The organism is Ensifer sp. SL37, assembly GCF_026672675.1.
In the GTDB taxonomy this organism is placed as follows: Bacteria; Pseudomonadota; Alphaproteobacteria; order Rhizobiales; family Rhizobiaceae; genus Ensifer; species Ensifer adhaerens.
Genome location: NZ_JAPPRN010000007.1, coordinates 644793 through 664143, shown reverse-complemented (window position 1 = coordinate 664143; position 19351 = coordinate 644793). Strand labels below are relative to the sequence as shown.

The 19351-nt window shown below is 62.0% G+C and carries 10 protein-coding genes; 4 read left to right on the top strand and 6 right to left on the bottom strand.

The window, feature by feature from the left end; all coding sequences use genetic code 11:
* The first annotated feature begins 417 nt into the window (after positions 1 to 417).
* The 3 genes from aac(3) to OVA00_RS35360 all read left to right on the top strand — a co-directional run bounded on the left by aac(3) (position 418) and on the right by OVA00_RS35360 (position 5300).
* Positions 418 to 1230, top strand: coding sequence for an aminoglycoside 3-N-acetyltransferase (gene aac(3), locus OVA00_RS35370; protein ID WP_112986060.1), 813 nt, complete (start codon positions 418 to 420; stop codon positions 1228 to 1230).
* An 878-nt stretch (positions 1231 to 2108) separates the two neighbouring features.
* Complete coding sequence (locus OVA00_RS35365; RefSeq protein ID WP_268090733.1) at positions 2109 to 4064, top strand: hypothetical protein; 1956 nt, start codon at positions 2109 to 2111, stop codon at positions 4062 to 4064.
* 3 nt (positions 4065 to 4067) lie between these two features.
* Complete coding sequence (locus OVA00_RS35360; RefSeq protein ID WP_268090732.1) at positions 4068 to 5300, top strand: substrate-binding periplasmic protein; 1233 nt, start codon at positions 4068 to 4070, stop codon at positions 5298 to 5300.
* 441 nt (positions 5301 to 5741) lie between these two features.
* Here OVA00_RS35360 and OVA00_RS35355 read toward each other — a convergent pair whose 3' ends face one another.
* Positions 5742 to 6932: a DUF2235 domain-containing protein gene (locus tag OVA00_RS35355; RefSeq protein WP_192340557.1), complete on the bottom strand. Its 1191-nt coding sequence runs from the start codon at positions 6930 to 6932 to the stop codon at positions 5742 to 5744.
* Positions 6933 to 6997: 65 nt separating this feature from the next.
* Positions 6998 to 8752 carry a lysozyme gene (locus tag OVA00_RS35350; protein WP_268090731.1) on the bottom strand — a complete coding sequence of 585 codons (1755 nt, stop codon included), beginning with the start codon at positions 8750 to 8752 and terminating at the stop codon, positions 6998 to 7000.
* Positions 8753 to 9227: 475 nt separating this feature from the next.
* On the opposite strand from OVA00_RS35350, the gene OVA00_RS35345 reads away from it, so the two are divergent.
* Positions 9228 to 9983, top strand: coding sequence for a hypothetical protein (locus OVA00_RS35345; protein ID WP_060582062.1), 756 nt, complete (start codon positions 9228 to 9230; stop codon positions 9981 to 9983).
* Here the strand turns inward: OVA00_RS35345 and OVA00_RS40160 are convergent.
* The 4 genes from OVA00_RS40160 to OVA00_RS35330 all read right to left on the bottom strand — a co-directional run bounded on the left by OVA00_RS40160 (position 9934) and on the right by OVA00_RS35330 (position 19350).
* The gene (locus tag OVA00_RS40160; protein ID WP_442780588.1) at positions 9934 to 10161 is read right to left on the bottom strand and encodes an enoyl ACP reductase FabMG family protein; all 228 of its coding nucleotides are present in this window, start codon (positions 10159 to 10161) and stop codon (positions 9934 to 9936) included. The genes OVA00_RS35345 and OVA00_RS40160 overlap by 50 nt on opposite strands.
* 154 nt (positions 10162 to 10315) lie before the next feature.
* A complete protein-coding gene (locus tag OVA00_RS35340; protein ID WP_268090730.1) occupies positions 10316 to 14047 on the bottom strand; it encodes a DUF6519 domain-containing protein in 3732 nt (1243 codons plus the stop codon).
* 10 nt (positions 14048 to 14057) lie between these two features.
* A complete protein-coding gene (locus OVA00_RS35335) occupies positions 14058 to 16178 on the bottom strand; it encodes a hypothetical protein (RefSeq protein WP_268090728.1) in 2121 nt (706 codons plus the stop codon).
* An 85-nt stretch (positions 16179 to 16263) separates the two neighbouring features.
* Positions 16264 to 19350 carry a putative baseplate assembly protein gene (locus tag OVA00_RS35330; protein ID WP_268090727.1) on the bottom strand — a complete coding sequence of 1029 codons (3087 nt, stop codon included), beginning with the start codon at positions 19348 to 19350 and terminating at the stop codon, positions 16264 to 16266.
* Position 19351 lies beyond the last annotated feature (1 nt).

The following is a 19351-nucleotide window of genomic DNA, read 5'->3' as shown; positions in this document are numbered from 1 at the left end:
AAGCCCTTGGCGGACCAAACCAAATGCGGAACGGGAGGCGACGCTGATGGGATATGACTGGAACGGCCGTCGCGAACGCCGTATGAAGATCGCGAGGTTTGGAACAGCCGTGGCTTTGGCAGCACTCCTGGTATCGATGGCGGCCAAAGTCGCGAGCGAGGCCCTCTAGGCCACGGTGCTCGCTACGGCTCGTCGGGCGTCCGCTTTAAACATCGCATGGAACACGCCTCTGCATCCAGCCTCAATTAAGCATTGTTTGCTCGGAGAGGAGACAGTTCATGCCCTACAATTGGCAAGTCGCCCGCCGGCCTCCGCACACGCATGCTGGCTTTGACCTTCGCCCTCACTGGTAGCGTGGGTACTCGTGCTGGCCCTGGCGGTCTGATTTCAAGACCTCGGAAAATCTGAACTGGTTCGATGAAAACCCGGACTGAAATTACGACGGATCTTCGACAACTGGGCGTTCGAACGGGCGATCTTGTGATGGTGCACGCCTCCTTGAAAGCCGTTGGTGCTGTCAAGGGCGGGCCGACGGCCATTGTCGGCGCACTTCTCGATGCGATTGGGTCATCGGGCACCCTTATGGGCTATGCCTCATGGGACCGCTCACCCTACGAGGAAACTTTGAATGGCGTCCGGATGGCTGATGAAGCGCGTCGTACTTGGCCGCCGTTCGATCCCGCAACCGCTCGCACCTATCCGGGTTTCGGCCTGCTCAACCAGTTTCTTGTTGAAGCGCCCGGCGCACGCCGTAGCGCTCATCCCGACGCATCCATGGTTGCGGTTGGGCCACTTTCCGAGACGTTGATCGAGCCTCATCGGCTTGGCCAGGCTTTGGGAAATGGCTCGCCAATCCAACGATTTGTCGAACTTAGGGGAAAAGTGCTCTTGCTGGGCGCCCCTTTGAACTCCGTTACCGCTCTCCACTATGCGGAAGCCATCGCCGACATCCCCGGCAAGCGGCGCGTGACTTACGAGATGCCGCTTCTTGGTCCGAATGGTGAAACGGTATGGGAGACCGCCGAAGACTTTGACACCAACGGCATCCTTGATTGTTTTGCGGTCGCGGGCCAGGCCGACGCGGTCGAAACGATTGCGAATGCCTACGTTGCCACTAGCCGGCACCGGAGCGGGACGGTCGGAGATGCGTTCTGCCACCTCTTCGACGCGCGGGACATCGTGTCGTTTGGTGTGGCATATCTCGAAAGCCGATTTGGCAAGGGTGCGTAGGCACCGCGAAACGGATCCACGAACACGGCGGTGGTCGCGGTGCCGCTCAGACGGCAAAGTGGGTGTACCAGGCGGCGGCTGCGAAAGCGAACAAAGCCGGTTCGCGCGAACTGCCCGCCCGATCCGCGATTGCGCAAGTCAGGTTCTTCTTCCGTGCAGCAGCCATTCCCTACCTCGCCGTGGAGCGTCCCTTATGGTGCCATGAGGACCGTCTTGTACCAGTTGGCGCCAGCCAGTGGCAGGCCTCCCAGTCCATAACGATGCGGGCCGCCCCATTTGGACGGAAGACTTGGTCCTATCCGGTCGGCGTCAATCTCGTGCGCCGCTTTGGCCTCAGGGTCGCCGCCAGCAACCGTGCACACCAATCGAATGTCAGCGACGGCTCAAGCGCCGCCTATCGTCCCAAAAGGGCATGACATCGGCCCGTAGAGCTGCTGAGATATTCCGCGGCAGCCCGCGGCTGCGCTAGAGATCCATCCATCCGGTTTTCGCCGGCGCGTTGCCTGGAGATCCGGAGATTGGTGACCGCGCTTGCGACGGCGCGGAACGCACAGAGACCGATGTAAATTACACCTGCCCAGAGACTTCAGGTGTTACGAACGTAACATCCACGTCGTGACGCGTTTGGTATCATATAATCGGGAAAGTAGTTCCTTGAACATTCGGTTGTCTTGCAACTTATGCCTTTCGACAACGCGACTTGTTAACTGATCGCTTCCTGCATCAAAAAGCAAAATTGCAAGGGAGGATGCCATGATGAAACTATTGCTCGTGCTCATTGCCCTGACGTCATTCGTGCCTGCGACGGCAGCTGCACAATGCAACCCGGCGGTACAGCAGTGCCGTTAAGGCACTGCTCCAAACTGTGATTTACCACCATGCCGAACCTTGTCGCGCTGCTCTTCGGAGCGGCGATTGTCCTGTTTTATTCTTATGGACGCTTCAACCGTGTCACCTACGAAGGTGGACAGCAGATGGAGCGTCTTGTCAGCCTGCTGTCACCCGACAAGCTTCGGGCGCGGCGCATCGTTCTGCATGCCTATACATTTTACGCGCTTATACTGCTGCTCATTTACCTCTTCCTCTGCGCCTACGCCGAACTGTTACCACTGCTCGGGGGGCCGGACCTCACAGTCGGCGCGAGCAAGCTTCCTGTGCCCTCGGCCGATGCGCCAGCGGCTGTAGTCGCTGGCTTCGCTCGGGACAATGACGCTGCTGCCATCCCGTGGACACTGTCAGGCGTTGTAGACTCATCCGCGGAACGCGACTTCGATATCGGGATCGATGCATCCGTGTCGCTTGCCATAGCATTGATCATGGTTGGCCTGGCCCCCACCTTCCCGCTCCTCGCGAACTTCGAGGACTGGATGCGGGGAGCGGCACATCGATTGGCCGGAATTCCCACATACGTCATCGGCGCCAGCGAGGATCTACGCCGAAGGGATCTTAAACTGCGCGAAAAGGATGTTGCGATCTCGACACCGGCTGCCGGGGCGACCGCTGTAAAGCAGTATCTTCTAATTCCGCTTAGCAGTTGGGATCGCTTGAAACACTACCAAGCTGCTGCGAAGGAGCAGGTGAACGACCGAGAGGAATTTCGGTTCGATCTGGAACTGATCTTCGCCGTCTCCTCTTGGATTCTCGATCGAAAGCTCAAGCTCGCCAATGCCCCGGTGCGGGAGCGTTTCCAACGTCTCGAGGAGGAACTACGCAAACGGCTCGATCAGTTGATCTTCGAACTCGACGACCGATCGGGTTTCGGCTCAACCGCAACGAAGCGCATCGCCGCCGCAAGCAGCGGTGCCGGCGATGCAAGCCTTGGCGAGCGCAAACGCGCGAGTTGGGAGCGACTTGCTCTGGACGCTGACAATCTTGCCGACGATTTCTGCTTCTTGCTCGCTCTCTATGTTGAGCATGGCATCATAATTGCTTCTTCTGACGGAGACGCCGCACACCAGCAGTTCGTTGCAAAGAAGAAGCTCGACACCTTCCTCGGCGGGCTGCTTAATCCCCACCCGACCGCGAGCTACCGAAGATCCTATACGACGATGGCTACGCTCTGGACACTTGGCGTCGTGTTCTTCATCAGCCTGTTTTGGAGCACGCTGCCCGGCCGATATGAAAACGAGCTTGCGTGGGACATCCCACCTAATACCTATTCGCGCACGCTGAGCTGTATTTTTTATGCATTCAACAACTACTGCATTCCGGTCATCGTCACGCTAGGACTTCGTGATGCAGCTATGCAATCCCGCCGTTGGCAAAACATCCGCAAAACGAACTGGACCAAATGGCTGCCGCAGCTTGTGCTCGTACTTATCGCGTCATGGGCCGTAGCTACGCTGTTCGTCATCGGCTTGCAGCTCTGGAAATCCGGGCTCGACACTGGTTGGAATGCTGATGGCCAAAGCCTCTGGGTGATCCTACAACTCTCGTTCGAATACAATGCGCCGACAGTTCTCCGAGGCACCGTGCTTGCCCTGATCGTCGCGTTTCTGCTCGATGCATGGTCGGCGCGTGCGTGGTCATTGTCCCTAAGGCCAACTTGTCTTTCGAGTCTAATCTGGGCATTTAGTTCTGCCGTTGTGATGGCTTTGTGTGGGGGGATAACCCGGTACTCCTCGGCGTGGGCCGCGATGCCACTGTCCGCACAGAGCCTCACCGACATGCACAGGGGCCTAATCTACTACTCAATAGTCTTTTCTGCTCTCATTGGTTTCTTTGTCGTATTCTGCATTGTTTCGGCACTCCTCAACCAGCACAGCGGCACCCAACAGCACACTGAACGGAAGACGTCCGGCGGTGCAACGCCAGAGCCAACACCCGCGGAGTAGCCGATGCGCCCGTTGTTTACAAAACTCGTGTTCGCCGCCCTGCTTCCAGCGCACGCTCTGACCTATGCGGCCCGCGCTGACACCATCGGCAGCGAAGAAGCCACGGTCGGGGTACGCAACGACGCACGACCCTTTATTTGGCAGGACAAAAACACAAACGGATATAACGGCTTATTCTGGGATATATGCACAGAAGCGGTCCAACGCGCCGGTTACCGCCTCAAGGCGGTGACCGTCAACACAAGACAACGGGCCGAGTTTCTAAACATGGGAACGGGAGACTTCGACCTTCTGTGTGATCCGACTACAATCACGCTCCGGCGAATGCGGAACTTTGCCTACAACGGCGGCGTACCGTATCTTCAATTCTCACCGATCATCTTTGTTGCAAACGGCTCCTACGTCCAACCACGACGGGGCACCGTTGCGCCAAACGCAGCTGGTGACCTTCCAGAAGGCGCCGACAACCCAACCTGCAACGAAATTGTCAGGTGGATGGACAAGGTTAAAGGCGAGAAACCAGAGGAGTGGAAGTGGTGGCCATCGCCAAAGGCAAAAGCCGCAGATTCGAACGGGTCTCCGCCTCCCGCTTCGAGCGGTTTTCTCGGGTGGCTCAAATACAAGTTCGACCTCACTCTCAGCCGTTCATCGCAGGGTGACGGCATACAAACGAAATCATTTGCATTCTGGGGATATGTCGAAGGATCGACATCCCAGGAGGCGGCCGAGCAACAAGCCAAGGCCCAATCAAAGGACGGTTTGATTGTATGCCCGCGGTCAATGCCCTCGCACGAAGACGCAGCAAAAGAGTTCTGCTCTGGGCGCTTAGCCCGCTATTATGGGGACGTTGAGATGATTAGGGCCGCCCTCGCCGGTTATAGCGAAAACGCCAACACCCGCTGCGGCGCAGATTTCACTCCTGCCGCAACTGGCAGCTATGAGCCTTATGCTCTGGTAGTGTCGTCGCACCACTTTACAGACTTTCCCGAGCGCGTAACTCTTGCGCTCTACGGCATGTTCGAGGATGGCACTGTCGAACGGCTGTTTACGGGCCATTTTCCGGGGGCGCAGAAATCTCAACATCTCGCCACACTGTTCCGGATCAACAGTATCCCCGCGGGAGGCGACGCACCAAAGGAGATAAAAGATCCCCTGCTTGCGTGTTTCCGCTGTCCAGTGGGCGTCCGCCGCGCGAGCCTTTTTACCAGTTCGGCAGTCTACGTTCTAAAAGAGTGAAGTCATCACGGACGGGCTAACGAAAATTGTGGGTGGTGTCCAACGGTGTTGTTTTTAGTTCGCAATAAGTCCCCCGCTCCAAAGTCGGAGTAAGAACGCAGCCCAACTGTGGAGTCGCCGGCAGATCAGGTCGCGACATCATCCGGTTGCGCCGGCATTCCTACTCTTGCAACGTACCCTCCCATGGACAGGTGGTGCACACAATTTCTTGGGATTTTCGCCGGATGCAGACGTCGTGCTCCCGGTCTGCATTGGCATCCGCATTTTGATCGCGACAACGCGAATATTCGGGCTACTCTCCAGGTACCCCGTCGATACCTCGCTCTCGCCCATCATCGTCACTGCCTTTCGACTTCAGTATCAGCCTGATCAAAAAGTACCAGGCAAAACCTTCCGGTCTTGCCTGGCACATTCAGCCCCCATGAACTGGATCGATAGAACTCAGGAGGCCCCAAGACCGATTGGCTGCACAGTTCCGACGGAGTTCGGCACCAAGGGGCGCCGTCTCAAGACCGGGGTCGGGAACAGTGGGCCCAGATTTCGTGGTCTGTAGAGCTGCTGCATGCGCGCCGTCGGGTCGTCGTTGGGAGAAAAGAGGGCCATCCGCCCATAGCGGTCGATAACGCTTTGATGGAGAGACTCGTTGATCGTACGCAGAAAGCCTCTTTCATCGCGCGGCCGGTAGAGCGTCTCGTAGTAGTCCACCTTGAACGGCTTTTCGCAGATCTGCCGAAAAGTCGGCGTCAGCCGATCTTTGAAAGACCAGCCTGCGCGCGAGTCGTGGTGGGGAGCATATATGTCGAGCTCTTTCGGCAACATATCCCAGTCGATGACCAATCCGCAGGCCTGCGCTTTTTCGGCCATCCAGACCAGCGGAATGTCGGCCAGCGAACGATCAACATAGCCGCCGCCAACGTCGCCATGACTGCCTGCGAACCAGACCTGTTCAACGGTCCGGCCCGACTCTTTTTCCGGGGCGTCGCCGGTCCAAAGCGTCGGCACGAACTCGTCCCTCGCCTCGTCGATGGCCATTGCGTGATAGGCGTGACGCGTTATCCGAGATGCCGTGGTGTTGTGAAAGCCGTATTCCCTTCGGTTGAAGGCACTGAACATGTGGCTGGGCACCCCGAGCGCTCCGACCGTGTCCCAGACCCCCAACATCGTGATTTCAACATCGACATGCGCGTCCGTCGAATACTTCTCCACGAAATCCTCGGGCGACCGTTTCTCGTAATTCCGGTAGTAGTGCCAGGCGTTGCGCAGATCCCCAAGCCGTTGACGCTTGAGAAGCCCGCATGAAGCGACCAGTCCTGCAAGGCTGCGGGCGGAAAAGGCCCCGCGCGAGAAGCCAAAGAGATAGATCTCGTCGCCCGCAACGTAATTTTGGGCCAGGAACATATATCCGGAGCGAATGTTCTCATCGACGCCGGTGCCGATTGCGCCATCCAGGATGCGTTGAATCTGCAGGCCGGACGATCCCACGCCGCGCAGGTAGAGGACCGACTGCGGAATACCACCTGTATCCTGCTGGCATGCGCGAATGGAGCGTGCGATCAGCGCGACATTCGTTTCGGAACGGGCACTATCGGCGTCGTTCCAGGTTCCGTCGAAACAAACAACCAAGCGTTTCATCTCTTTTTTCCTTTATGGCCCTGATGTGCGTTTCCCTGTTGTCTTGGCGTGAGCAGCCGCGGTTCTCACGCGGCCGGCGCTTCAAGCCCGCCCCGAAGGGCGCGGACCCATTTTTCAACCTTGCCCATCACGCCCCAGCCGCTGATCGCGGCAAAGACAGGGAAGGCGGCCGTTACAAGCTCGCTGCCGAGCCCTCCGCCAGCATGCGTCGCCGCCGCTGTGGCGCCCGCGTTCGCCGCCCCCTCGATCAAGGGTGCAGCGATCGCCGTGACCGGCGCCAGCTGCGGGAAGAAGATTGGCAGAAGGGTCGTGGCGAGCATGCCGATGGCACCTATCGCGGTCTTGCGGCCGTCGAGCGCATTCCCGAGCGTCTTTCCGAGCGCACCGTTGACCGGCGTCAGGTCAGGGTCGCTGACCGATGCGAGCGGGTCCGGTTTCGCGCCATTCAGGACAACGCCATTGATCGTCGGTTGGGTGACAAGTGCCCGCAAGACATCGACCAGCCAGGTCATCTCGCCCTGGTTCGCGGGCTTGTGTCCGCGCGACATCGCAGCGAGCGCGAGGATCTGTTGCAGCAATTGTGCGGGGTTCGCCTCGGTCGTCGCCGGAGCCGGTGCCGGCTGCGTGATAACAGGCATGGTCGTTTCCTCCTGTGGGACATCGTCCTGATCGACGAGCAAGTAGTAAAAAGTCTCCTGTCCATGCTTCTTCAGCAGACCGTCTACGAGGGTCTTGAATTCGTTCCACTGATGCGGTGGGACCGTCTGGCAACCGAGGCTGGAGGTGGACGTGACGCCGCCGCGGTGGAGATTGATCCAGAAGCGGCCATCCTGCGAATCCGTATCCTCACCGGTTTCATCGCGAATGACCGTGCAGTCGCTGTCCTGCCGGAAGGCGGGATAGGGTCCGTTCTTGCGCCCAAACCCGTGTAGACCGGGTCTGTACCGGATCGCCTGGCGTGGCTTCAGCCGCGCGATACCGCGACCGAAACGGCTGGGGTCCGTATTGGCGTTGAAGTTGTGGACACCGCTCGGCTCGACGATGAAGATCGCGTCGTCGTAGACGCCGCGATCGTTTGCGCTCTCCTTGCCCATCGAGTTGAGGTAGTAGCCGCGCACGGCGACCAACGTCACAGCGTCATCACGCCCCTCTTCCGGGATGAGGTTTCTAAACTCCTGAAGCACGGTGTTCGTGAGCGCGGCGGATTGCTTGGGCCGGTTGAGCGGGAGAAGCTGCGAGATCGGATTGGCCAGCAGTTCTTCGGTGGTCTGTTCTTCTTCCGAGTTCGGGGCACCCCCGAGGAGCGTCTCGATCTGGTCGGCGGTGAAGATTTCGTCCGGGCCGCCCCTGCTCTCCAGAACGCGGATCTTCGGGCTGCCATACTCTCCCTTTGCGAACATGGCTGCTTCACGCTCGCGACGCGCGACCAAGCCGTCGAGCACCTTGCCGTTGCTCTTGTTCCAGCGCGCAAATTCGGCGGCCGCGCCAACAGCGTCTCCGGCATTGAGCTTCTGCGTCAAGCCTGCCTTCGATATCGCGCCCGTATTGAAGTGCCACGACACAAGGGCATCGAACTGATGCTGCGCCAGTGGGGTCCTGACGGCTGCCTGGACCTGCGCCTCGAACTTGGCAAGATCGGTGCGGAAGATGTTGATCGCCTCCGTCAGGGTGATCGTCAGGCCGGAGCGGGGAACAGGTGGACCGGCCGCCGCCGTATGTCCGGCGCCGACCGTCATGGTTCCTGTGCCATCGTTGTAGGCTGATAGGACGATTGCCTCTTCGGCGAGCATGGCGCATATGCCGCGTACACTTGTCTTCACGGAAGCCTCCCATCGTTTTTGTAGCGCGCTGTTGCCCGCTAGTTCTGCCGCGGCTGATGGTCGGTTTACTGTGCGTTCAAGTTGGCACGGTCACGCCACGCGGGACCTGCCAATCGCCCAGACCAACGCCAGGGCATGTCCAACCGCCGTCGGGCTCTGCTTCACATTGGGACAGAGCCGTCAGTTGGTCGTCGGGTTTCGTGTGCAACACTATGGAAAAGATCCACCTCGTTAAAAATTCAACGAGAAACGTTCACTTTGGCGATAAAACAAGGATATCCGTCGGATTTTCGGACGAAAATCCCTGACATTTAGTATCGGACATAGCCTTTGACTGAGTTTATTCAGCCAGCCTCCGATACTTTACATGACGATTGGTGACGAACCTGTTCCAAATGTAACAGTTAAAGCCAAAATGGCTGATTATAATGTTTAAGGATATACGCGATAGCTCGATTTTAGAGCGGGGGCAGCCATGAGCGCCATAGTATATGCCATCGCAAGCATCCCACTGGCTGTGCTGCTTGCCCTGATCCTCAAACATCTGAAGATTGGCGAGAGCACCACCTTCATCGCGCTGCTTCTGCTCCCGCTCGGGGTCTGGGGCATCGCGTCTGGGACGATCAGCGAGTTGTCCGCGGGCGGTGTCGCACTGACGTTTCGCGAGGCCGCTAAATCCGAAGTCAAGCTATTGCCCCTTACGGATGTCGTCGAAAATTTCCAATCGATTGAGAAGGAGGGCGTCGCAGCGATCGAAGGCTTGACGCGCACCCTCACGCCGGGGCGACCGGTAGCGCTTGTCCTCCATCTTGGCCGCCCGGGTTACTACGCCCCGTCGGCCGTCGTCCTCTACCTTCAGGCACTGTCGAGCTTTGATCCGGAATTGACGTTGGTGGTCACGGACCCGGATGGGAAATTCGCCGCGGCCGCCGACGGCCGAGCGGTGATCAGCTACCTGTCGGGCCAGAACGGTTCTGAGACCCAGGCACGATTCCGCGAGGCGCTCGACGCGCCCGACGCCGGCAAACTTCTTGAGCTACCAGGCTTTACGAAGGAAGCGATCGCAGCCGACGCGACGAACGCCGAAGCGCTCACAAAAATGGATCAGCTGGCACGCAAAACGCTGGTTGCCCTGGACCCCGAGGGCCGCCCCAAGGGGTTGGCCAAGCGGGATGCAATCGTCACGTATCTTCTGGTTCAACTGACGACCGATACCGCCAAGACCCCTTGAAGTCACCTACGACCAGCCGGCTCAAAAGATCGGAGATCAGCGTCCTGCCGTCCCGGTGCATCGCCGTGATCTCGCTCGACGTTCCGATCGTCACCTCGGACTGCCCCGGACGTAACGTGTGAGGGTCCGGATCACGTCGTCGAAGCTGGAAAACGGGCAATCCGGACGGACCCGGCACACAGGTTTTGCATGCCTAAAAATGCGGGAAGCGGACCGGTGTCCCGCTCCGCTTCGCTTACCTGACAGGGACTCGAACCCGGTGGCACCACAAAATCATTGCCATAAGAGCCAGGAAACACAATCATACAACGAAAATCGGCGTCAGGCCATCCTTAGACGCTACGCGTCAGATTGTTCTGGTCGACGAGCTGCCAGGATGGCGTCACCTTCCAGCCACGGATCCCCGGTCCCTCGATCAGGTTTTCGCGGAACACCCAAAGGTGCGGATCCTCGTCGCCGAACGCGACGACCGAAACCAGGCGGATGCCCATCGTGGCCATCGAAATCCGGTTCTCCGCCACCAGCACCTGGTGACCGATGAAGCCCCAGATGCGGATGCCCTGCGCAAAATACCTGCTGAAATTCGGCCGGGTCGACAGTGCCATCTCGTTGCCCCGGATGCGCAGGGTATCGACATTCCCGACAAGCACACCGTAACCGGCATAGGCTTGTGCGTAGGGCGCCATCAACTCCATGCGGTTGTCGTCGATCGACACCGATCTGGCCCGCACATTCGCGTTGCGCATGTGGCTGACCGCCACCCGCACCCCCACCTGGAAGGCGCGGATCGCATTGCCCCGGATCGCGACATTGTCCATCCGCCGTCCACCGCAGACGATGCCCTGCGCCCCCAGGCTGACCGAGTTTTCCTCAAGCCCCTTCAGCCAGTTCTGGACCGATCCCAGCCCGGCGCGGAGCTCGGCATCCTCCAATACCTTCTTCGCCAGGCCGTAGCTCAGCCCCAGAAGTTCGTCTGCATTTGCGATCTTGGCAGCCGAGCCGCTGCGGGAAATGAGCGTCGTCCAATCCTTCTGGCTGAAGGCACTGTCGAAGGCGACGACCTGCCCGTTCGCCTCGACCACGACCTGTCGCTCAGCACCCGATCTCGCATCGAAGCGCTGCACGACCGGGTCGCTCGAAACGAGGAGCGTGGTGCGCACCTTCGTATTGTCCAGCCCCTCACCATGGGTGCCGAACGAGTCCCCAAGCCGCTTCAACTGCTTGCGAAACACCGGCATCCGGTCGGGGTTCTCTGCCACGGAGGCGACGAGCCCCTGCGCCCAGCGACCGAACGTTTCCTGGTTCTTGAGGTCCGCCGCGGCGGGCGGGTTTGTAGCGACCAGCGCGTCCCAGTCCTTCTGCGGCACTGGACTGTCGAAGGTCATGCGCCATTCCTTGACGCCAATCTCCTTGAAGCCGGTACCCCGGCCGACATAGCCCTTCACGGGGCGGGTGATGAAGCTGTTTGCGGTCGTGGCTAGCCAGACCTTGTCGGAAAGGAACGCCTTGATGTTGAGCGAGCCCTTGCCCGGCTTGGCGGTCAGGATGTTGCCGGACACATCGACGTCGACGGCATCGGTCACGACGATCCCCTCCTGAAGGTTGCCGACCGTCAGACTGTTGTTGGTGATCCGAACCGATTGCGTGACCCTCAAGCTCTTCAGCGTCTCGCTGTAGCCCCGGACCGTCAGGCAGGTGCGCTCGGTCGAGGTGCCGCCGCCGCAACTCAGCGTGCAGCCATGCACTTCAACCGCGTCGCAGTGACCGAAGTCCAGCGTGCCCTGACGGTGGATCTTCCGACCGGGATCGACCGCGCTGTTGCTGTCGGGCGTTGCAAATTCAAGCCCGCTGACCACAACGCTGGCGCAGGCTGCAAAGGCGATGGCCGCCTCCGTGCGATAGGCCAGAATCTGGACGGTCCCGGGCCCGGCGCCGCTGATGCGGATATGACCAAGACCGATCATCTCAACGGTGCGCCCTGTGGTGTAGGTGCCCCTTGCAAAACAGATCGAGGCATTCTCGCCCGGCTGCAGCCCCTCCAGCCGCGCCACCCAGTCCTCACCCGGCTGGATGACGATCGTGGTGCAGCCGACATGCTGGAGCCCCGCCAAAGCCTCGATAGCCTTCTGCACCGTATTGGCGAGCGCAAGCGCGGGCGTATTGGCCGGGTTGAAACTGACGTGGGTCGCACGCGCGAGTGTCGCGTTGAAGCTGATGGGCGCATGGGTCGGTGTTCCGGCGGCATCCAGGCGCTGGGCAAAGACGCGCTGCACCCGGTTCGTGCCGTCAAGGCTAAAGGTCACCGACGCCACGCCGGTGCCATCGGTGGTGGCCTCTTGGGTTGGCATGCCGTTACCAAACTGCCCGGCCCCCTCCGCAACGGTGAAACGGATCGTCTCTCCCTGGACCGGTTTATGGCCGCGCACCACCGCGACGGAAAGCTCCTTTGGTAGAGGTACCAAGGCGGCCGCATTTAGGGGATCGTCCAGGGCCTCTTGCCCGTCGCCGCCGGCGTAGAGCACCTGCTTGGCGCGGGTAATCGGCGGGAAAAGCGGGCGGCAATCTTCGGCTACGGTCCAGGCGCCGGCACCGTCGAGCACGAGCCAGGCGAGCGCCGCATAGTTGCGCCGCGGTCCTTCTGCAGGTTTCGGCAACGGTTCGCCGGTGACCGGATTGCGTGGCCATTCCACATCGCCGGACACGGCGCGCGCCGGAATGATCCAGTGATCGCCGGGTTGATACTGACCGGCTTCGAAGCGGATCTGGACACCATTCTCCAGATCTGCCCAATCGGCCGCGGCATCGTCCACCTGCGCCGGAAGCCCGCCTTCCCAACGGGTGACGAACGCCTCCGCCGGAAGCTTGTCTGTGTCCGGGAGACCGTTGTTGAGGAGTGGCGCAAGCGTGAGCGGATCGCGCAGTTCGGCAAGCGAGACGCGTTGGCCGACCACCTCGTCGATCCGGGCGAAGAAGCCAGGCGCCTCCCCATAGATCGCCGCCTGATCGCGGATCTCGATCCAGTCGCCCGCCTTCAACGCGGTCATCTCATCACGGCCGATGCTGTCCACCACCAAGACGCCTGCGTCGATCTCGCGGTATCGCGTGCGGTGAATGGCATTCTCGCGCGACCATTTGTAGAACGCCGCCGCCTCGTCGCCAGCCAGATGGATCTCGACGCGGAAGAGAAAATTGTCGAGACTGCGGTAGCCCGCGGCGGGCGGCAGGTTGCAGGGGCCGGCGCTAAGGTCGGAAAGCTCCGCCCGCGCGCGCATCTCGCCCTGCGCACGGTCGGCAAGGACGGGATCGAACCCCTTTGACAGCGCCGGGCAGGTCAGGTCGGAAGCCTGGTATCCAAGCGCCAGGAGCGCCGCGCGCGCGACCAGCTGGACTTGCCAGATGGTCCGCTCACGATAGGCCGTATCCGGCCCGTCGAAAGCCACCTCGCGCAGCAGCGGTTCATCGAGGGCGGTCACGATCAGATCTGTGGACTTGAGCACGGCCAGGTAGTCGCCGGCCACCGCCGGAAGCGGCGTGCCTGCCCCATATGGTTGCCGCTGGACTGTTGCCGGCCGGAAGGCGCGGGTCACGGCATCACCAAGGGCTGGCGTGGTACGGAAGGTCCGCACGCCGTTCGCATCCTCAGCGAAGTTGCGCACTTTGACGAAAACGCTCAGGCCCGCCGGGTCAGTGCTCAGCACGTCGTCGTCAGCCAGCTCCCCGCCATCGTCGATCCGCCAGACCGCATTGCCGCCGGTGCCCGACTGACGGGTCAGCGAAAAGCCAAAAGGCCAGCGCAGCACATGGCCCACACCTGCCACGTATCCGGTACCAGGGGTGATCACCAGCGTTCCGGTCCCGGCATCCGGGATCAGTCCGAAGCCCGCATCGTCCTCCGGAAAGCCGGCGGGGCCGATGATATCAGCCGCCGTCTCCCGATCCGAGGCGCGCAGGATGCCGCCCTGTTCGTTCCAGTCGGCATCGGTGAACAGGCGGCCCTGCTGCATCCCCACAAGGCTGAAATCCTTGACGGGATCGAAGGTCTTTCTCGAAATATCGCCGGTCATGGCAGGCCTCCTAACTCATGTAAACGAAGCCCGGAACAAGGCCGAATGGCGCAAATTCCTCGATGGCATCGCGGATGTTGGCGCGGCGGGCGGGGTCGCGGTTGGCGTAGCCCACTCCCATCTCCATGCCATCCTCGGCCCCTTCGAGGATGGCCTGTGGCGTGCGCAGGCTTAAGAGCCCGAATTCGGGATCCTGAAAACGGGTCGAGACGAAGACCGGCCGCGGCTTGGGGTCGTCGCTCGCACGCGGCACGCAGCGGTAGCGGCGCGGCAAGACCGAGGTCTCGTCGACATAGCAGAACCGGACGCAGCCGCTCTGCCGGTGCTCGACGGTGATCCGCCCAGTGAGGATGCTGTTTTCCGCCTGCAGGCTGCGGGAGGTGGTGCGGCCAAGGACGGTACTGCCGCTGCAGCTCATGTCCATGAGCGGCACGCGCAGCACCAAGGCGCCAGCCCCTGCCCCGCCGCCACCGGCGGTCTGATCCTCCCCGATGATCGATCGCGTGATCTCGATCGCGCCTGTCGCCTGCGGTAGCTCCACCTTGCCGACAATGCAGCGGTCGAGGACCAGGCTCATCCTGGCGTTCTCGGTGGTGGCACGCACCGAATAGTCCAGCGCCGCGCCCGAGGCGCCGATCGTGCAATTGTAAAGCCGGAGAGCCCCAAGATCGCCTCCAGGCCGGGCGGTGAGATTGCCGGTGATCACCAATCCGTCGATCACCAGCGAACCGGCCGGGTCGTCGCCCGCATCCGCCGCCTCGATCATCGCCGGCGCCAGAACAAGAGGCCGCCGGTGCATCGGCGACAATTGGCCCGCAAAGCGGCGACGCACCCCGCCCGGCTCCTCCACCACCGGCCAGGCGGCAGCCACAATCGCCAGCGTTGCGCCTTTCGGCAACGTGATTGCATGGGTGGCGTTCAACCCCTCGACATAGGTGGCGTTGTCCATCACCGCGATGATCCCGCGCGAGCCCGCGGTGGCCTGGGCATTCCAGCGGTCGACCGCATCGCGCAGGCTCGCGACCACCGGCCCACCCTGAAGCGGGTTGTCGGTCACATGGCCCGCCACCTTCGTCACACCGATCTGCCAGGGCGGCGCCTCGCCGGGCACTACGAGATCGGGCAGCCATTTCTCAAGGCTCGACCGCCGGTCATAGGCGCCGCCGCCGATATCGAAGGGCTGCCCGGTGGCAAAACCGGTCTCGACCGCCTTGCCCTCGTCCGAAGCGTGCAGCGAGATCCGGCCGAGCTCAGGGTCGACCATCACCGTGCCAGCCACGGCCGGCCGCCGCCAGGTGCCGTTTTCGGCCTTTTCCAGATTGCAGCAGAAGAGCTTTTCAGGCGACACCTCCGCGCCGTCCAGACGCACTCGAAACGGCGGGCTTTCCTCAAACCAGCGGCCCGGAGTGGCGCCGTCTGCGCGGGCAGCGTTGAGCGCGGCGAAGACCTCATCACGGGACAATGTCGCAGGCACGGTGCGCGCGGTCATCCGCGCACCCACGCTCATGTCGGCCGCCGGGCGGTTGACCAACGGCAGGTCGCGTCCCAGCGGATCAAAGGTCAAAAGCCCCGGATCCGGTGCATCGGGACGCGGAACGGCCCCGCCCAGATACCCTGCGGCTGGATTTTCCACAGGCCAGATCGGTGCCGCCGCGCGCCGCCAAATGAACAGCCCCAGATGCGGAATGTTGTAGCGCCCGGCATAGGCGCCCGGCTGCCCGGCGGCCGGCGAATGCGCCATCGTTGAGAACGGCGACCGGCTGGCGCGGCAGCGCGCGGTGTTGCGCAGGTCGGCAAAGCCCGGTGCAGCCGGTCGCACATGGTTCATATGCTGCGAGGTCGCAAGCCTCTGGAAGAATTCGACCGCCACCACCGACCATCCGGACACTTCGCGCGCCACCTGCTCGATCGCCGCGGCGGTGCCTTTTGCCTGCCGGTTGCGCAGCACATTGGCGACGTATCCGCGCAGAAGCCCTATCTGGTCGGACCCGATCTCGCGCATCGGCCGGGCGCCGATCAGGGCAGCGATGTAGGGCAGTGCCCACGGCTCGCAGGTCTCGACGAACCAGTCGTCGTAGAGCTGGTCTATGTCGCGCTCCAGGATGACCAGCTCCTGTGCCATGATCTCCATCAGCGCCTGAAGCGCACGACCCTCTTCGGCATCGCGCGTGCGGAAATGGCTGGGCAGCCGTTCGAAAAGGTTGCCGGTCGCGCGATTATACATTTGCGGTCTCCATCATCGTCAGGCTGACCGCCGACGGCAGCACGGTCAGCAATTGCGCCGGGGCAAAGTCGTGGCGCTGCCCGCGCTGGCCCGGCCCGACGGCTGGGAGCGAGGGCAGCACCGAGGACAGATCAGCAGCCACAGAACCGGTGGTAGAGCCGTCGAGCAGCACCTCGAGCGCGTCGAGATCGACCGATACGACACCGCGCGCCCGATGCAGCGCGGCAATGACCTCGGCAGCACTCACCGATTGGGCGAGCTTGCGCGCGTCGTAACCGAAAAGCGCCTCGATCTGCTGGCGCGCCCAGAGCTTGACGTCCTCGGCGCGGTAGGTCGGATCGGGATAAATCTTGGCCGTAAGGGAAAAGAACCGGCGCGCGTAGGGTTGCAAGATCAGGGGACGTGCAGGATCGCGCGCCTTGGCCATTGCATCGGCAAGGTTGGACATCAGCGGATCGCTTGCCGTGAGCTCGGCGTCCGCTTCAGGGGCCACCGTGACATGGATCACCTTGTTCTGCCCTGACCACAGCTCGCACGCCTGGGCCTTGCCGATGCCGGCAAAACTACGCGCAAAATCGGCGTAGTCGGTGAGCGAGACGATGCGCCCGAGGGTCTTGACCGTGCCCGGTGCGGTTTCGCGCGCGCTATCCAGCGTCTCGGGATCGGCCGAGCCTGTTGCGGGCGACGGGTTCACCACTGCGCGCACACCGAGCGGCCGGGTTCTCAGCTGACTGATCGCCTCTTCCGGCACTTCGCCGGCGCGGCCGATGCCGCTGCGGTACTCCGCCTTTACGTTCAGCAAGCCGGTGGGCAGGCGACGCCCGGTCCGGCCGTCACCGAAGCGCACATGCGCCTTGCCGTCGTCGGACAGGCGCACCTCGTAGACGGGGTCCTCCGGCCCGGCCTGGCCCAGTGCCGTCACCTCCTGCCAGAGCGCACCGTCGATACGGATCTTCAGGGTCGAGGCGCGACCGGCCTCGTTTGCGGCTGAAACGTAAGTGAGCGGCGGCTTCTTCAGCGTGAAGGTCTGGAACGTCAGCCGGGCGTCGCCATTCCCGATGTCTTCGGCCACCGCCTCGCCATGGGTGGCGAGCGCGACATTTGCGTTGATGCGCACGGTGGTGCGGTCATAGGGCCAGGCGGTCTCGCCGGTCAGCACCAGCCGCGTGATCCCGTCGATATGCTGGACCTCGTCGATGATATGGGTCTCGCGCCCGGTGATGCCCTCGGCATCGTTGCGTGCGCCGGAAAGCGAAACGGGCCGTCCGCGTTCGAGATCAAGATAAAGCCGGTCCAGCTCGACCGAGGTGGACCTGTGCGGCAGCTCCGGCGACAGCGGCACACCGGCAAGCGGAAGATGCGCGCTGACCGCATGGATCTGCGAACCCCGAAACAGGAAGGAATTGTAGATTGTGGTCGAGTCGGTGCCGCCGAGCTCCAACAGTCCGCCATTGGCGGTGCGGAACCCCAGGCCGGTCGACTTTCCCGTGATTGCGTAGTCCGCCCGTGATTCCGCCGCCGCATGCACGACCCGCAAACCGAGAGACCCGCCCGCGGCGTTCTCGATGATCGCCCAGCCGTTGGGCTGCAATTCCTTCAGCTCGCGGTCGAGGTAGACGTGGGAGGCGCCCTTGTCGATGTACTTTGCCCCCATCCCGTCCAGCCAGATCGTGTTGGGTGATCCGCCCGTGGCCCCATCCCAGTTGTGGGTATAGGGACCCTTGTCATAGGTCCCATCGGCCTTGGTGCCATAATTCACCGTGGCGTGGAGCGGCGCAGTACTGCCGAAGAACCCGGAACTGTCGCGCATGACATGCAGGCCGAGTGCCGGCACCTCGCCATCGTCCTTCTCCGGCGGCGGCAAGACCAGCAGGCGAACCAGCGTCATGATTTTGGCGCGCTGCCAGGATTGGGATTGCACCAGCGCCGAGAGCCCGTCTCCCGACCAGGTCCGGCCGCGCACATGCGTCTCGATCGCCTGAGTGCCCAGCGCGATGCGCATCGAGGGCATGATGCCGATCAGCAGTTTCGCGAGCCGGAAGGGCGGTGCGCGGCGCACCTTCTCGGGCGCGTGGCCGCTGCGCGTCAAAACGACTTTCGTCAGGCCGAAGGCTCGGTCCTCGGTGGCCGATACCACCCGCATCGGTATGGCCGTGACCGGCGCGCCATCGCTCGCCGCCTGCGCCACCGCCAACAACCGGGTGCCCTTGCGCAGGTTGAGCCCGAGCCCCGTAAGGCAGACCTCGTTCACCGGCAGCGCGTAGAGCACCGGGTCGATCTCTTCGTTCGTTTCGTTGTCCTCGATACGTTTCGCCAGCGCGGCGGGCAGATCGAGCCGTCGGGTCATCGGGTGGTAGTGTTCCAGATCCGCCTCGGCAGCAATGGTAACGAGGTCAGGATCGGCCAATGTGGCGTCGTCGAAGGAGTTGTCCAGATCGAAGAGGTAGAGCGTGCCGTTGGCTGTGTCCCCATCACTTTCGAGGTTGTTGTAGAGCACCAGGTTCTGAGGACGCTCGGTTCGGGCGTGAATGTTGTTCCATTCGGCGCGTGCGGTGATCTCTTCGACCGTTTCGAAGATCTGCGGCAGTTTGCCCTTCTCGTGCGGAATCGACATCGCCTGCACACCGATACCGATCTGGACCACGCGATAGGGATTGTCCGTGTCCTCGACCGAGAATGCCAGATGGGCGCTGGACGCCACGCCGGGGGCGAGCTCATAGCCGATCATCCGCGCCAATTCGAGCACCGAACGGCGCTGGGTGGCGGTCCCGATGAAACCTTCGTTGGCGATGCGCTCCGAATAGAAGGACACCACGTCGCAGGCCATGGCCCAGGCGTCGAACAGGCTGATCGTCGGATCGCGAAGGTCGCGCGTCCGCAACGCCTCCAACGGCTGGAGCTCGGCACCGGTCTCCGGGTCTATCACCCCGTGTCGCGGCAGAAGATGCAGCATTCGCGCCAGCGCCTCGGGCTGGGTCGTGATCCGGTAATCCACCTGTGAAAGCCCGGCACGGTTGGCAGGGCGATGCGGACCAAGGTCGATGCCGCCACACGGCGAGCTTTTGTCGCGCGTTGCCATG